This is a genomic window from Dellaglioa sp. CoH-55-MRSF-9, assembly GCF_056782155.1.
Genome location: NZ_JBXAYG010000002.1, coordinates 60,639 through 76,661, shown reverse-complemented (window position 1 = coordinate 76,661; position 16,023 = coordinate 60,639). Strand labels below are relative to the sequence as shown.

Here is a 16,023-nt window from a genome sequence, read left to right as displayed (position 1 = left end):
TTAGCTTCAAGTAATAGACACTTTTGTCAAATATGACTATTCTGATTCTATTACCAAACAAAAAAGGAATTTATCTTCACAGATAAATTCTCATTTTTATATTACTTAATATTTAATTTACTTAAATTACCTAATTTTGAACTCATCTTAGCAATTAAACTCAATTGATTTAAGCGATTATTTTTAATTTTTGTATCATCAACCATAACCATTGTCTGGTCAAAATAATTTTCAATTAGCGGACGAATCTCGCTTAATGTAGTATATAACTTCTCTGACGTTAAATCTGCCAACTGACTTTGGATTATTTCAACTCGTTCAAATAAATCTTTTTCAGCAGTATTATCTAATAATACTTGTTCAACAACTAGATTAGTTGCCTCATTTTTATCTGCTAGCTTTAATACACGATTGATTGCTTCAACGGTCTCCTTGAAATCCTTATCATTTTTATGATTTTCTAAGGTTACAGCGGCCTCTGACATAACTAATAAATCTGCATCTGTACTTTCAACAACACTTTCAATTACATCATAACTGACGTTTTTATTTGAAAGCCATTGCTTCATACGATCATTAACAAAACTTAAAATATCTTTATCATTTTCGCCAACAGTCATCTTGGTAAATAAATCTGGATGTATCGTTGCCAATTCCTTAATATCGTTCAGTACCTCAAGTGGTGAAAAATGCCACTGACGATCTTCAACAATTCTAACTATCCCAAACGCTTGACGACGAAGTGCATAGGGATCATTTGATCCAGTTGGAATTAATCCAACTGAGAAGAAACTTGACATGCTGTCCAACTTATCAGCAATTGCTAAAACTGCACCAATTTTTGATTTAGGTAGTTCGCCATCAGCACTAATTGGCATATAGTGTTCAGAAATTGCTTGTGCAACAGTTGGATTTTCGCCCATTAGCAAGGCATATTTCTCACCCATAATTCCTTGAAGTTCAGAAAATTCTCCAACCATCCCTGTTACCAAATCAAATTTATAAATTTCACTTGTTCTTTGTAAAAGAGATAATTCATGGTCATTTAAGCCAAGGCGTTTACCAATGATTTGTGCCATTAATTGAACACGTTCCATTTTTTCAGACATTGATCCAATTTTATCATGGAATGTGACATTTTTTAATCGCTCTACATAATCATTAATCGTTTGTTTTTGATCTTCTTGGTAGAAAAATGCAGCATCTTCCAATCGTGCTGTAAGAACCTTTTCATTGCCTGCTTCGACGTTAGCAATGTTAGCTTCTGTCCCATTACGAACTGAGACGAACATTGGTAAGATTTCATCGTTTTGGCCACGCACATAAAAGAATCTTTGATGGTCTTTCATTGAAGTCATTAGAACAACATCAGGAATATCTAAATATTTCTTATCAAAATGACCAGAAAATACTGTTGGATATTCAACTAAATTGTTAACTTCTTCCAAAAGATCCTCATCAAGAATAATATGCCAGTCTTGATTATTTTCAAGATTAGTAATTTGTGTTCTAATCATTTCTTTTCGTCTATTAGAATCAACGATTACATATTGTTCTTCTAATTTTTTAACATACTCTGTTACTGAGGCTAAATCTACAGCTTCTCCTAAAAAACGATGGCCTTGCGTTTGGCGGCCAGATTTAATATTTAAAATACTGAATGGAATAACGTCACTATCAAGTAACGCAACTATCCAACGAATTGGTCTAACATATTTAAAGTCATAATTTGCCCAGTGCATCATTGTTGGGAATGTCATCGCTTCAATCACATCTTTAATCTGAACCAAAATATCTTTGGCAGATTTACCAGCGATAAATTTATTTACATAGACATACTCAACGCCTTTTAATTCTTTAAACGTTATATCGTCTGTTGTTACTCCTTGTCCACGGACAAAGCCTTTTGCAGCATTAGACCAATTTCCTTCATCATCCATGGCAATTTTCTTTGCAGGTCCTTTAGCTTCTTCTTGAATATCTGCTTGTTTATCAGCCAAACCAGTCACTTCAACAGCTAAACGTCTGGGTGTTGAGAATGCCTTTATTTCGTCAAATGATAACCGTTGCTCTGTTAAAAAGTCACCTACACGTTTAGCCAATTGATTTTGGCTAGGTGTAACAACATGAGCAGGAATTTCTTCTAACCCAATTTCTAATAAAAAGGAATGTGTCATCTTATTTATCCTCCTTTAATAATTTACTACGAAGTTTTTCATCTTTTAGTAATGGGTAGCCTAATTTTTTACGCTCCTGTACGAAAACTTTAGCAATTGATTTAGCCATATTTCTAATTCTTGCTAAATATCCAGCACGTTCAGTAACAGAAACGGCTCCTCGAGCATCTAATAAATTAAATGTATGACTACATTTTAAAACATAATCGTATGCCGGATGAACTAACCCATTGGCAATCTGTTTTTTGGCTTCTGTTTCATATACATCAAACAAATTAAATAACATTTCTTGATTGCTTTCTTCAAATGAATATTTAGAATTTTCATATTCTGGTTCTTTAAATATGTCGCCGTACATGACCCCATCAGCCCATTCAAGATCATAAACACTCTCAACATCTTGAATATATGAAGAAAGGCGCTCTAAACCATAAGTAACTTCACTAGTGACGGGATGTACCTCTAATCCACCAACCTGTTGGAAATAAGTAAATTGTGTAACTTCCATACCATCAAGCCAAACTTCCCAGCCAACACCAGCACAACCCATTGATGGGTTTTCCCAGTTGTCTTCAACAAATCGAATATCATGTTCAGCTGGATCAATACCTAATGCACGCAAACTATCCAAATATAAATCTTGAATATTTGCAGGAGATGGTTTCATCACAACTTGAAATTGATGATGTTGGTACAAACGATTGGGATTTTCGCCATAACGACCATCTGCAGGACGTCTTGAAGGTTCAACGTATGCAGCATTCCATGGTTCTGGTCCAATTGCACGTAAAAATGTGTAAGGGCTCATAGTTCCAGCACCTTTTTCTGTATCATAAGCCTCCATTAACATACAACCCTGATCAGCCCAGAATTTTTGTAATGTCATAATAATATCTTGAACAGCTAACTTTTTTGACATAGTATTCCTCCTTATTTTTAAGCACAAAAAAACCTATGCAGTCTTATAGACCACATAGGGACGATTTTAATATCGCGGTTCCACCCTACTTCTGGTTCAATTCAACCAGCAGCTTCATTAACAAAGGACTCCGAAAATGCCAATAAAAATAATTAATTACTTAGCTTGCACTAATCCTAAGTTCGCTTTAATAACTATTCTTACCCTTTTTCATCATAATCCCGCTATTTATTTCTCTATAATCATAGTTTAGAAATAAGTATTTGTCAATTATATTTCAGTATTTTTCTTTAATGAGACTGGCCAAGAACTGATTCCATCGATAAATTTTTTACTTTTCAAATTTAATCCAACACTATTATCATAAATAACATCAATAATACGACGTAATTCCTTTTTGGTACTCTCAGCAACCTTGATTGAATTTAATTTATCAAGATTCACTACAGAAAATTGTCTCAAATAAAAAATTGTTTTTTGAGTAGCATGAAGTCGATTATTATCAAGATACCAATGTTTAGAACACAGTAGCCCACCGTAAGATTCTGAATAATCAAATTCTCCCTGCGTTTCGCCACCAACTGCACAGACCTGCAATTGAGGCTGTACACCAAAAACTGTTAATAGCTGAATTTCAATAATATTTGTAATAATTTCTGGATCAAATTCTTCGTTAATCAATCGAATTGCTGTCACAACTTTTCGGTACCAAACAGAGATGGGTTCGTTATCTTTGAATGCAGCATCAATTAAACTAAAAATATAAATGGTATAAGCATTACTGATTATATCCTGTGAAATCGTTTGAAATTGTTCAAACTCTTTAGCAGTATTAATAAATGATAATCCGTTGTCATTTATACTCCCACTGTAAGTTCCGATTGTAAATGGTAGTAAAGCAGCAGATAATTTGAATCCTCGTTTTCTAGCACCTTTAATAAAAAACATTTTTTTACCATAACGATCGGTTAAAAATTTCACTAAAAGATCACGTTCTTTATATTCTTTACGATAAAGTAAAATCCCTTCAAAATCTGCATTATTCTGAACGATACTATGCATCCCCTTTCCATGAGCAAATAAAAATCGGAACAAAAATTATCTTGTTCCGATCATTAGTTACTTCTTAATAGTCATCTTCACGGTAACCAAATGCTTTTAAATCAGTCTGTTTATCTCGCCAATTTTTTTGAACTTTAACCCAAAGTTCCAAATAAACGCGATCACCAAGCATCGTTTCGATATCTTTTCTAGCTTTAACACCGATATCTTTTAACATTTTACCACCTTTACCAATAATAATACCTTTTTGCGTTGGACGTTCAACGATAATTGTTGCAGAAATGTGCAATTTTTCTTCGTCCTCTTTTTTTATATCTTCAACCAAAACGGCAACTGAGTGAGGAACTTCTTCTCGTGTTAATTGTAAAACTTTTTCACGAATTAGTTCACCCATAACAAAACGTTCTGGATGATCTGTAATTTGATCTTCTGGGTAAAACTGGGGTCCTTCAGGTAATTCACTAATTAATGAATCAACAAGCTCATCGACGTTATTTCCTTTAAGTGCTGAAATTGGGAAAACTTCTTTATAGTCCAAAGATTCTCGATACGTTTCCACAATAGCTAATATTTCATCAGGGTGAATTTGGTCAATTTTATTAATAACCAAATAAATTGGTTTCTTAGTATCTTTTAATCGATCAATAATAAAATTATCTCCTGGTCCACGTTTTTCTGTTGCATTAACCATAAATAAAATAGCATCAACTTCACCAAGTGTTGAAAGTGCTGATTTGACCATAAAATCACCTAAACGACTCTTTGGTTTATGAACACCAGGTGTATCAATAAAGACAATTTGTGCATCATCTGTTGTATAAATACCTTGAATTTTATTTCTGGTCGTTTGTGCCTTATCACTCATAATAGCAATTTTTTGACCCATAACATTGTTTAAAAATGTTGATTTTCCAACATTTGGTCGTCCTAAAATTGCCACAAATCCTGAATGAAACTTTTTATTTTGCATTAATTAATTCTCCTCTTATTTATGTACCTTTTATTATAATTGACTAATCAAAAACTAATTCTAACAGTTGTGGGATAAAAATAAGACATCCAACAATCATCGCAAATAGTGCCGAAAGTAAGACAGCAGCAGCTGACATATCTTTAACTTTTTTTGCAATCTCATTATATTTATGACCAGTTGTCAGATCAACCAGATTCTCTATAACTGTGTTCCAAACTTCATTAATAATAACCATACTAATGCTAAGAGCTAGCCATAGCCACTCTGTTTCAGAAATTTGAAAAATTGCCGCACAAATAGATACTAGTATCATCATGGCTACATGTTTTTTCATATTTCTTTCTTCTTTAAAAACCGTAACAAGGCCATCTAGAGAATGTCCTAGTGACAACAAAAATGTTCGATTTTTTTTAACTTGGCGCTTATCGTTTAAGGCCATAAGCATCTAATATCTCTGTTTGTAATCCAAACATTTCTTTTTCATCTTCAGGTTCCATATGATCGTAACCATTTAGGTGTAAGAACCCATGGACTGTCAAAAATCCCAATTCACGTTCATAAGAATGACCATAATCAACTGCTTGTTCAGCAACTTTTTCAGTTGAAATCATGATATCACCGATATTTTTAGCAATTTCAGGCATATCCATACCTTCATCATCAGGAAAAATAATTGGCATATCATCTCCATCTTCTTCGATTGCGAAGCTGATGACGTCAGTTGGTCTATCTACATTTCGATATTCACGATTAATTTTGTGAATTTCTTCATTATTCATTAAAGTAACTGACATTTCTGTTTCATCAGGTAATTTTATTTTCTTACCCGCAAAATTAAGAATTTCTTTAATTAATGTTATATTTTTTTCTGGTTCTGCCTTAGTGTGGTCAAAAATTTCTAAATCCATAATAACCCTCTTTAAATTCGTTTTATATGTCCCAAAGTTACTCAACTCAAATAATAGCATAAAAAAAAAGGAACTACAATTCAAGTTGAATTGTAATTCCTTTTTCGCTAATTTAATAATGATTTAACTGTCTCACTTATAACCTTACCATCAGCGCGTCCCTTAAGTTTAGGAATAACCGCACCCATGACTTTTCCAAAATCAGCTTTTGATGTTGCACCAACTTGTGAAATAACTTCTTTCACGACATCAGTAACTTCTTCAGCTGATAATTGTTCAGGTAAATATTTTTCGACAATTTTTATTTCCATATCAAGATTTTCTAAAAGATCATCTCGACCGGCATCTTTGAATTCTGCATAAGATTCTTTGCGTTGTTTTAACTCGCGAGCCAATAAAACAGTTTCATCATCAACTGATAAATCATGACCTGCTTTAATTTCTTCGTTTGTAACAGCTGCTTTAAGCATTCTTACAGTACTTAAAGTTTGTTTGTCTTTTGCTTTCATCGCTTGTTTTAAATCGTTATTAAGTGTTTCTAATAGACTCAACGTGATTCCTCCCTAGACTAGAAGCGTTTCTTAGTTGTTTTACGCTTTCTTGCTGCTTCGGATTTCTTCTTACGTTTCACACTTGGCTTTTCATAGAATTCGCGTTTACGGTATTCTTGTAATGTACCTGTTTTAGAAACGGAACGTTTAAAGCGACGAAGAGCATCATCGAGAGATTCGTTTTTACGTACGACTGTCTTTGACATAGATATCCCTCCCTCCGAGCTTGAATGTAACCGTCTTTTTATGCATTAAGTTGCATCGTCGAACTGTCCTTGTTCATTATAACTAAAGTCTTTATCGCCGTCAATAAATCTTTTATAAAATATTTGAGATAATACAAAAAATATACTTTTTTTTAACAAATTAAGCATAAATCAATTGATCTAAATCAATAAACAGCTTTAATTTAACCCAAGTTCCGTTAATAGATTAGGATTAAAGGTATTTTCTTTAAACATCAAAATTTCTTTTTGATATGGTGATTGTTGATTTTTTTTATCTACACCTACATATGGTGTTTCTAATATTTTAGGTACCTTACTAAATCTTTCGTCATGTACAATACTATTTAATGCATCAAACCCAATTTCACCAAAGCCAATATTAGCATGTCTATCTTTATGACTTCCTTGAACATTTTTTGAATCGTTAATATGAAAGACTTTCAATCGATCAATTCCAATAATATCATCAAACTTTTCTATAACAGATTCAAAGTCATCTTTAATATTATATCCAGCATCACTAGTATGACATGTATCAAACGTAACAGATAATTTATCATTCAACTTCACACCATCAATCATTTGTGCAATCTGTTCAAATGTTCGTCCAACCTCTGTACCCTTGCCCGCCATTGTTTCAATAGCAATTTGAATTTTTTGGTCTGAAGTCAAAACTTCGTTTAATCCTTCAATGATATGTTTAATTGCAGCTTCATCTCCCGCACCTACATGAGCACCAGGATGGAGAGTCATTTGAGTAGCACCTAATGCTTCGGCCCTATCTATTTCAGCTTTCAAAAAATTGATTGCAAATGTAAAATTCTCTGGTTTAACTGTATTTCCTAAATTGATAATATAAGGGGCATGAACAACTATATCACTTAATCCATGTTCCACCATAAAGGCTTTACCTTTTGGAATATTCATCTCTGAAATATCTTTTCGCCTTGTATTTTGAGGTGCTCCCGTATAAATCATAAATGTACTTGCTCCATTATTCGAAGCCTCTTCGGCGGAACCAAGTAACATATCTTTTCCCTTCATACTAACATGTGATCCTATCAACATTATCCTTACCCCTTTTCGCATTTTAACTTGATTGTATTATAACATTGATTATAAAAAAAGATTTAGAATACTCACCTGACAGGAAGTTTTCTAAATCTTTTATATTTAAATTAAATCAACAAAATGAGCTCTAAATTTATAGTGTAAATGTGATCCTATTAAGAGGAACATTAATGTGATTGACCAAAATAGTAATAGTTGTGTTGGATTATTAAAAAACCAACCTTCGCTCAAGAAAGTTTCTCTAAACCCTGCGACTAAATAGTTAAACGGATTTATTTGTAGAATTCTAACAAAAACTTTAGGAAAACTACCAGAATTTAAATTGAATAAAATACCTGACATGTAAAATAAAACCCTCATAATCGATTGGAGTGCTATATAGTAATCACGAGCTAAAATTGAGATGGTTGAATTAAAAATACCGAAAGCAAATAAAAATGCAATCATACAGATAAAATAATAAATGTACTGTAACCAATACAAAGTGGGCGTTACACCTGATAATAATAAAACAATAATACTAAAACCGAACATAACCCAATACGCAGTCATTTGACTGACCATACGAATTGTTGGTAGTACGCTAACTGGAAATTTCATTTTAGCAACTAATCCAACTTTTTCATAAACACTACGAGACATACCAAGTACACTAGAATTCATAAACAACCATGGGGCGATACCCACCATCATCCAAGCAAAATAATTAACCCCATCTATCTGTTGTCCAGCGTGCAAGGCAACACCGAAAACAAGATAGTAAATACCAATTTGAATCATTGGGTTTAAAAACTCCCATGCAATTCCTAAATAATGACTTTGGTAACTTGCTCGATCTTCATATTTTGAAACTCGAAATATAATTGGTAAATTTTCAAATTGTTCTTTTATAATTGAAATAACTTTTTTCAATGTATTGACGCTCCTTATTTAAGTAAAATAATAATCTAGAACACGCTCTGTCGCATGCCCATCATTAGATGTATTCCATAATAAATTAAATGTTGCTAATTGTCTATCACTATTTTTGAATTCTTTATAAGTAGCAACTAGTTCACTCATTGTTTGCACAATCGGTCCTGGTACCCAGTTATTAAAATCCGATTGAATCCCAATACTACTTTCATAATTCTTTAAATCAAAACAATAGAATAAAACTCGTTCAGCGTTTGGCAATAAACTGAAATCAAAAATAACCGATGAATAATCTGTAATTAAACAATTTGTGATGACCAACAATTCTCCAGTTGTGTATTCATCCACCCATAAAATATCATTATTCTTAGATAATAATTTTTTAAAGGCAAGCTCTTTGTCCTTTAAATGCGGATGTAATTTAATAATTAACTTAGTTTCATCATTTAATAATTCTTGAATATTAGAAAAATCATCTGGTATTTCTAATATAACTTCCCCATTTATATCTTCTCTATATGTTGGTGCGTATAAAATGATTTTTTTCTTAATTAAGTCTGGGTGGCTACTAAAAATATTTTTTTTTGTTAATTTTATCCAATTGCTATCTTTAAATTTATCTGTAGCAGGGTATCCAAGTTCTAAAATGTGATTATCAGAAACATGATAACTTTTCTTAAATACTGACCCCATTTTAGCTGACGCTACAATAAAATCATCAAATTGATTATAGACAGATTGAAATCGTTTTTTATCTTCAGCTGATCGATCAGCTGTCTTAGGCTCATCCCAACCAAACGATTTAATTGCCCCATTTGCATGCCAAAGTTGAACAATTTTGGTTGTTTTTTTTGTATGCATTGTGGCTAAAAAAGCAAAATAATTATCGACAAAAATTAAGTTACTCTTAGAAATCAGAGGGATTAAATTTAATACGAAAGAAATATTTTCAGTAAATATTTTGGTTTCAATATTTAAGTCTTCGATATTCTTAATTTCTAACTTCATAGAAGGTCGATAAAAAATGATTAAATGTTGATTATTATCTAAACATCTTTGATTTAATTTCCGAATGAAGTCACTATTACCACCGAAACTCATTAAATAGCTGATATTAGTACTTTTTTTAGAGAAATTCAGTAACGAAAATAGTCTGATGAGAAATAAGTAGATTATCTTTTTAATTTGCATAACTTATTAATCCTTTAGTTTTATTTATAATGCTTGCTCATAAAAACGTCCCCATATCTGAACGTTTTCTGAGATACTAACAAATGCGACCGGGTCTGACTCTTCCATTGCATCATGTAATTCATTTTGTTCATATCTCGAAATAACGGTAATTAAAAGTGTCTTATCATCATGATGATAAGCACCCTCAACATCGTTAACAATTGTGATTCCACGACGCATATGATTTTGTATTGAATCAATCACACTCTTAGGACGACTCGTCACAATCATAACTTGCATTTTTTGTTGTCTTGTATAAACCATATCCATGACTCTAGCATTAACAAATAATCCCAATGCAGAATAAAAAGCATATGGCCAACCATAAATAAAACCGGCTGCTAGAACAATAAAAGCATTAAAAATAATATTAATAGTTCCAATACTTTTACCTGTTTTCTTTTTAATTGTTAAGCCAATAATATCTAATCCACCAGTTGAAATTCCATTTCTAAGCGCTAATCCAGTACCAAATCCATTAACAGCTCCACCAAATATCGCGCAAATAATAGGATCCGTTGTTAACGTTACTGGCGTAATTGCTTTGATCATAATACTTGAAAATACAACTGCTAGAAAAGTAAACACAGTAAAACGGTGACCAATTTTATTCCAAGCCAAAATGAACATTGGTACATTTAAAAGAAATAAGAGTAACGCAGTCGATATTTGAAATGGTGCATATCGACTAAGGAGGGTTGCTACTAATTGCGCTAACCCCGTAATACCAGAGGCATATATTTTTCCTGGTGTCCAAAAAAAGTTCATCGCAACCGAAACTAATATCGCATATATAAATGCTGTTGAAGCTTTGGCCGCGTATGAATGTTTCTTAAAAATTTGTTGCAGATCGTCCATGATCAAAAAACCTCACATTTCATTTTAACAAGTTACGAATATTATACCATTCATTACGGTCAGATACAGTTAGACATTTACTTATCAAGTAAATCTTAATCTATACAAAAAGAGTCTTTTCAAAATTCATTCGAAAAGACTCTTTTAACTTATTTAGATTTCCAGACAGATTGTTTAAATTGATTCCGTCCACCGTTTTCTTCCATAGCAAATCTTCTTGGATTCTTTTTATAAAACTCTTGATGATAATCCTCAGCAGCATAAAATGGACCTGCATCTTCTATAGTTGTAACAATTGGTTCTTTGAATCTATGACTATCAATCAATAGTTGTCTTGAAGTTTCCGCAATTTTTCTTTGCTCATCATTTAGTGTATAAATCACTGGGCGATATGAACTACCCCTATCTTGAAATTGCCCCATCGCATCAGTTGGATCTGTTTGTTGCCAATATATCTCAACAAGCTGAGCGTAATTAATTTTTTTAGGGTCAAATGTTATCTCAACTGCCTCAGTATGCCCCGTTGTTTCAGATACAACATCTTCATATGTTGGATTTTTAGTGTGTCCTCCTGTATATCCAGATACGACATTTAAAATTCCTGCTTGTTCTTCAAACGGTTCAACCATGCACCAAAAACAACCACCAGCGAATATTGCTTTTTCACTCATTATCATCATTCCCCCTCTTAATATATGATAATAATAAATCACTTAACATAATATTGATATTTTTATGCCTAAAAAAGACTAATGAGTTTAATCATTAGTCTTTTAAACGTCTATTTTAATTTATTTTCTTCAACTTTTAACGATAATTCATCTAATTGCTTACTTGCAACTAGACTAGGCGCATTCGTCAATGGCTCTGATGCTTTTGAATTTTTAGGGAACGCGATAACTTCGCGAATGTTATCTTTCTTTGCCAATAACATAGCAAATCTGTCTAACCCAATAGCCAATCCACCATGTGGTGGGAATCCATAATCAAGTGCATCTAGGAAAAATCCAAATTGTTCTTCCGCACTTTCTTTAGTAAATCCTAAAGCCTTAAACATTTTTTCTTGAATATCGCGTTTATGAATACGGATTGACCCACCACCCAATTCATAACCATTCAAAATAATATCATAACTTTGTGCATGTGCTTCATGTGGATTTTCATCAAGTAAATGAATATCTTCTTCATTTGGCATAGTAAAAGGATGATGCGCAGCAATAAATTTGTCAAAGTCTTCACTGTATTCAAATAATGGCCAATCAACAACCCAAAGGAAGGCGAATCTATTTTCATCAATCATATCCATCTCTTTGGCAATATCATTACGTAAGTAACCTAATGATGCACGAACAACACTTGCTTTGTCAGCAACAAACAAAATTAAATCTCCGACATTTGCACCAGCAGCTTCTTTAATTGCATCAACATGGTCATTTAAAAATTTAGCAATTGGGCCACTAAATCCTTCTTCAGTTACTTTTACCCAAGCTAACCCTTTAGCACCAAAACGTTCAATATAAGCCGTTTTAGCATCAATCGCTTTGCGTGAATACTTATCGGCACCACCAGGAATCGCAATAGCATTAACAAGTCCACCATTGTTTAAAGTATTAGTAAATACTTTAAAATCAATATCTTTAACTGCAGCAGACATATCTTTTAATTCCATATCAAATCTAATATCCGGTTTTTCAGAACCATATCTTGCCATTGATTCATTCCAAGTCATACGTTGTAATGGTAATTCGAGGTCAATATTTAAAGTATCTTTCATTACACGTTTTAATAAACCTTCTGTTAAATCTTGAATTTCTTCAGCAGACATAAATGATGTTTCTAAATCTATTTGCGTAAATTCAGGTTGACGGTCACCACGCAAATCTTCGTCTCTAAAACAACGAGCAATTTGGTAGTAACGATCAAATCCGGCATTCATCAATAATTGCTTAAATAATTGAGGTGATTGTGGTAATGCATAAAAATGCCCAGGATAGACACGGGAAGGTACAAGATAGTCACGAGCCCCTTCAGGTGTTGATTTTGTTAAATATGGTGTTTCAATATCAATAAAATTTTGATTATCTAAGTAGCTGTGAACAGATTGTGTAATACGGCTACGAATCATTAATGATTTTTGCATTTCAGGACGACGTAAGTCTAAATAACGATATTTTAATCTTGTATCATCTACAACATTAATATCATCTTGTATTTCAAATGGCGGTGTTTTTGCTTTATTCAAAATAACTGCATTATGAACTTCAACTTCAATCTTACCCGTTTTCATTCTTGGGTTGATTGCTTTAGCATCCCGTTGTGTCACTTTTCCTGCAACCTCAACAACAAATTCATTACGTAACTCTTCAGCAATCTTTAAAGCTTCGGAATCAAATTCTTGACTAAAAACCAGTTGAACAATGCCCTCACGATCACGTAAATCAATAAAAATTAAATTTCCTAAATCGCGTCTTTTTTGTACCCATCCCTTTAATGTAACTGTTTGACCAATAAAAGTTTCATCAACTAAACCATTGTATGTTGTTCTTTTCATTCTCCATCAGCCTCCATTTCTAATTTTAATGCCTTTTCATATACTTTCGAAAAATCAGTATATACATCTTCTAATTTTAATATAATTTCTTGACTTGTTTTCATATTTTTAAAATTCAAAGTTTGTGTTTCTAGTTCGCTCTCACCTAAAGTCATAACAAAATGAGCATTCATACGATTAGCAGATTTAAATTGACCTTTTGGTTTACGATTTAAATAATCTCTTTCAATTGAATAACCTGCCTTACGCATTGATTGCACGAGTTTTAGTGTTTCAGTATTCGTTTCTTCACCAATACCAACAACATAAACATCTAAACTTTGTTCAACGGGTAATTTTGCATCTTCAGCTTCAAGAACTAATAATAATCTTTCAATCCCCAAGCCAAAACCAATCCCTGGTGTTTCAGGACCACCTAATTGCTCAACAAGGCCATTATATCGTCCACCAGCACAAATGGTCGTAAATTTCCCACCAAATGCTTTTGAATCAGACATAATTTCGAAAATGGTATGGTTATAATAATCAAGTCCACGAACCATTGTTGAATCAACTTCATATGGAATTTCCAATGCATCAAGTAACACTTTTACTTGGTTAAAATGAGCCTGTGACTCTTCACTAAGGTAATCTAGAATTGATGGTGCATTTTTAACAATTTCTTGATCACCTTTATCTTTACTATCCAAAACGCGTAGTGGATTTTTTTCTAAACGTGCTTTTGAATCATCACTTAATTGATCAGCGAAGGGACGTAAATATGCAACTAATGCGTCACGATAATTATCACGACTATCATTATCTCCCAAAGTATTAATAGCTAATTTTAAATTTGTTAATCCAAATTTTGATAAGAAATCAATTGCCATTGCCATAACTTCAACATCAAGTGTTGGATTATCAACCCCAAAGGCTTCAACTCCAATTTGATGAAATTGACGTAAGCGTCCAGATTGAGGTCTTTCATAACGAAACATTGGTCCAATATAATACGTTTTAAATGGCTTTTGAATTTCTGGGCCATAAAGTTTATTTTCAACATACGCTCTAACAACTCCAGCTGTTCCTTCAGGACGAAGTGTTATATGGCGGTCACCTTTATCTTTAAAATCATACATTTCTTTAGTTACAATATCAGAAGTATCACCTGAAGTTCTTGAAAAAACCTCAAAATGTTCAAAAAGTGGTGTTCTAATTTCATCATATTGGTAACTTGAGAATATATTTCTAGCGGTTTCTTCAATATATTGCCATTTTTTTGAATCTGCTGGGATTATATCTGCTGTTCCTTTGGGACGTTGAAATTTCATTATAAATCCTCCTATTTGTGGCATTATATACAAAAAAGCACCCTCATCTAAATACGACAAGGGTGCTTTTGCACGGTACCACCTTAATTTTTTACTAATAGCTTAACGCAACTTAAACGACATGTGATTTAACCACACGCACCTCAAAAGTGTCTTTCGGTTAGCAAAAATGGTGAATATTTCAGCAAATTATTCACTCTCTATACAATTTAACTAACCTAATTTCTTTTTCATCGGTTTTAATATTTTATTAATTATAAAGTTACTCGAGTAACTCTCTAAAGTCAAGTACAGCTTAACTTACAATATTATTAAATTTGATTCTTACTATTGAACAAATATTTGGTATACTAATATTTAGATTCAATATCTATAGTTAAAGGAGTACATAAATGTCAACAAATAGAAAACATGGATTCAGCATAAACTGGCCAAGAGTCATTTTATTAATCATCATTTTTTGTACCCTATGTTTAGGTATTGTAAAAACGACAACTTATTTAAAAGAAACCGTTGTTACATCTGACAATATTAATGTACGTACCGGACCAAGTACGTCAAATAAAGTGTTAGACACTCTTAAGAAAGGTGAGCGTATTACAATTATTCGAGAAAAAAATAATTGGTCATACGTAAGTTTGCCAAATACTAAAAAAGGTTGGGTAGCAAACTGGATTCTTTCTAAAAAAAATGCCAAAGTGACTAAATTATCTGAAGCAACGATTGTTTTAGATCCCGGACATGGCGGTAACGATTCAGGTGCACTTTCAATCAAAGATAAACAAGAAAAAATCTACACGCTTCAAATTGTAAAAAAAGTAGCTTATCTTCTTAAGAAACGTGGCGCCAATGTGATTTTAACACGAGACTCTGATTCGTATGTAGATTTAGCCCCACGCGCTAAACTTGCAGAATCAAATAATGCAGATGCATTTATTAGTTTCCATTTTGATTCATCGCCTAATGATGATGAAGCAACTGGTTTAACAAGTTACTACTATAATAAGACAGCTGATTTAGCACTTGCAAATTCAATAAATGCCGAATTAAACGATACCGGTCTTGATAATCGTGGAACGGAATTTGGCGATTTTCTTGTTCTAAGAGATAATACACAACCATCCGTCTTACTAGAATTAGGGTACATTAATACAAAATATGACTTTAAGTTAATCCAAAGTAGCAGCTTTCAAGAAAAAACAGCAAAATCAGTCGTTGAAGGTTTAACAAATTATATCCAAAATAAATAAGACAATGCTTAACTATCA

The 16,023-nt window shown here is 32.6% G+C and carries 16 protein-coding genes and 1 other annotated feature; of the genes, 1 reads left to right on the top strand and 15 read right to left on the bottom strand.

What is annotated here, in order from left to right:
- Positions 1–101: 101 nt before the first annotated feature.
- The 15 genes from glyS to hisS all read right to left on the bottom strand — a co-directional run bounded on the left by glyS (position 102) and on the right by hisS (position 14,755).
- Positions 102–2,177, bottom strand: a complete 2,076-nt coding sequence (gene glyS, locus AC1RPV_RS02180; RefSeq protein ID WP_481761358.1) for a glycine--tRNA ligase subunit beta — start codon at positions 2,175–2,177, stop codon at positions 102–104.
- A gap of 1 nt (position 2,178) precedes the next feature.
- Positions 2,179–3,096, bottom strand: coding sequence for a glycine--tRNA ligase subunit alpha (glyQ, locus tag AC1RPV_RS02175; RefSeq protein WP_409022489.1), 918 nt, complete (start codon positions 3,094–3,096; stop codon positions 2,179–2,181).
- A 270-nt stretch (positions 3,097–3,366) separates the two neighbouring features.
- A complete protein-coding gene (gene recO / locus AC1RPV_RS02170) occupies positions 3,367–4,158 on the bottom strand; it encodes a DNA repair protein RecO (RefSeq protein ID WP_481761411.1) in 792 nt (263 codons plus the stop codon).
- A 64-nt stretch (positions 4,159–4,222) separates the two neighbouring features.
- Positions 4,223–5,128, bottom strand: coding sequence for a GTPase Era (gene era, locus AC1RPV_RS02165; RefSeq protein ID WP_409022487.1), 906 nt, complete (start codon positions 5,126–5,128; stop codon positions 4,223–4,225).
- Between the two features lie 43 nt (positions 5,129–5,171).
- Entirely contained in the window at positions 5,172–5,576 is a 405-nt protein-coding gene (locus AC1RPV_RS02160) for a diacylglycerol kinase family protein (RefSeq protein ID WP_409022486.1), read from the bottom strand.
- On the bottom strand, positions 5,554–6,039 hold the full coding sequence (gene ybeY, locus AC1RPV_RS02155) for an rRNA maturation RNase YbeY (protein ID WP_409022485.1): 486 nt from the start codon (positions 6,037–6,039) through the stop codon (positions 5,554–5,556). The genes AC1RPV_RS02160 and ybeY overlap by 23 nt, the downstream gene beginning before the upstream one ends.
- Before the next feature lie 107 nt (positions 6,040–6,146).
- Positions 6,147–6,590, bottom strand: a complete 444-nt coding sequence (locus tag AC1RPV_RS02150; protein WP_409022484.1) for a GatB/YqeY domain-containing protein — start codon at positions 6,588–6,590, stop codon at positions 6,147–6,149.
- A 17-nt stretch (positions 6,591–6,607) separates the two neighbouring features.
- A complete protein-coding gene (gene rpsU / locus AC1RPV_RS02145) occupies positions 6,608–6,796 on the bottom strand; it encodes a 30S ribosomal protein S21 (protein WP_057973588.1) in 189 nt (62 codons plus the stop codon).
- Between the two features lie 198 nt (positions 6,797–6,994).
- A complete protein-coding gene (locus AC1RPV_RS02140) occupies positions 6,995–7,885 on the bottom strand; it encodes a deoxyribonuclease IV (RefSeq protein ID WP_409022483.1) in 891 nt (296 codons plus the stop codon).
- Positions 7,886–7,990: 105 nt separating this feature from the next.
- Positions 7,991–8,800, bottom strand: coding sequence for an ABC transporter permease (locus tag AC1RPV_RS02135; RefSeq protein WP_409022482.1), 810 nt, complete (start codon positions 8,798–8,800; stop codon positions 7,991–7,993).
- Between the two features lie 18 nt (positions 8,801–8,818).
- Complete coding sequence (locus tag AC1RPV_RS02130; RefSeq protein ID WP_481761359.1) at positions 8,819–9,811, bottom strand: CDP-glycerol glycerophosphotransferase family protein; 993 nt, start codon at positions 9,809–9,811, stop codon at positions 8,819–8,821.
- Between the two features lie 207 nt (positions 9,812–10,018).
- Positions 10,019–10,894 (bottom strand): YitT family protein, encoded by an 876-nt coding sequence (locus AC1RPV_RS02125; protein ID WP_409022480.1) that lies wholly within the window; start codon positions 10,892–10,894, stop codon positions 10,019–10,021.
- Between the two features lie 149 nt (positions 10,895–11,043).
- Complete coding sequence (msrA, locus tag AC1RPV_RS02120) at positions 11,044–11,565, bottom strand: peptide-methionine (S)-S-oxide reductase MsrA (protein ID WP_409022479.1); 522 nt, start codon at positions 11,563–11,565, stop codon at positions 11,044–11,046.
- Between the two features lie 110 nt (positions 11,566–11,675).
- Positions 11,676–13,445 (bottom strand): aspartate--tRNA ligase, encoded by a 1,770-nt coding sequence (gene aspS / locus AC1RPV_RS02115; protein WP_481761360.1) that lies wholly within the window; start codon positions 13,443–13,445, stop codon positions 11,676–11,678.
- Positions 13,442–14,755: a histidine--tRNA ligase gene (gene hisS, locus AC1RPV_RS02110; protein ID WP_481761361.1), complete on the bottom strand. Its 1,314-nt coding sequence runs from the start codon at positions 14,753–14,755 to the stop codon at positions 13,442–13,444. The genes aspS and hisS overlap by 4 nt, the downstream gene beginning before the upstream one ends.
- Positions 14,756–14,810: 55 nt before the next feature.
- Positions 14,811–14,998 (bottom strand) — a binding site (T-box leader).
- Positions 14,999–15,147: 149 nt separating this feature from the next.
- Here hisS and AC1RPV_RS02105 point away from each other — a divergent pair.
- Entirely contained in the window at positions 15,148–16,005 is an 858-nt protein-coding gene (locus tag AC1RPV_RS02105) for an N-acetylmuramoyl-L-alanine amidase family protein (protein ID WP_481761362.1), read from the top strand.
- Positions 16,006–16,023 lie beyond the last annotated feature (18 nt).

Coding starts and splice junctions, on each gene's coding strand:
- glyS (WP_481761358.1), bottom strand. CDS start 2,177: ATGACACATTCCTTTTTATTAGAAATTGGGTTAGAAGAAATTCCTGCT.
- glyQ (WP_409022489.1), bottom strand. CDS start 3,096: ATGTCAAAAAAGTTAGCTGTTCAAGATATTATTATGACATTACAAAAA.
- recO (WP_481761411.1), bottom strand. CDS start 4,158: ATGCATAGTATCGTTCAGAATAATGCAGATTTTGAAGGGATTTTACTT.
- era (WP_409022487.1), bottom strand. CDS start 5,128: ATGCAAAATAAAAAGTTTCATTCAGGATTTGTGGCAATTTTAGGACGA.
- AC1RPV_RS02160 (WP_409022486.1), bottom strand. CDS start 5,576: ATGCTTATGGCCTTAAACGATAAGCGCCAAGTTAAAAAAAATCGAACA.
- ybeY (WP_409022485.1), bottom strand. CDS start 6,039: ATGGATTTAGAAATTTTTGACCACACTAAGGCAGAACCAGAAAAAAAT.
- rpsU (WP_057973588.1), bottom strand. CDS start 6,796: ATGTCAAAGACAGTCGTACGTAAAAACGAATCTCTCGATGATGCTCTT.
- AC1RPV_RS02140 (WP_409022483.1), bottom strand. CDS start 7,885: ATGTTGATAGGATCACATGTTAGTATGAAGGGAAAAGATATGTTACTT.
- AC1RPV_RS02130 (WP_481761359.1), bottom strand. CDS start 9,811: ATGAAGTTAGAAATTAAGAATATCGAAGACTTAAATATTGAAACCAAA.
- AC1RPV_RS02125 (WP_409022480.1), bottom strand. CDS start 10,894: ATGGACGATCTGCAACAAATTTTTAAGAAACATTCATACGCGGCCAAA.
- msrA (WP_409022479.1), bottom strand. CDS start 11,565: ATGAGTGAAAAAGCAATATTCGCTGGTGGTTGTTTTTGGTGCATGGTT.
- aspS (WP_481761360.1), bottom strand. CDS start 13,445: ATGAAAAGAACAACATACAATGGTTTAGTTGATGAAACTTTTATTGGT.
- hisS (WP_481761361.1), bottom strand. CDS start 14,755: ATGAAATTTCAACGTCCCAAAGGAACAGCAGATATAATCCCAGCAGAT.
- AC1RPV_RS02105 (WP_481761362.1), top strand. CDS start 15,148: ATGTCAACAAATAGAAAACATGGATTCAGCATAAACTGGCCAAGAGTC.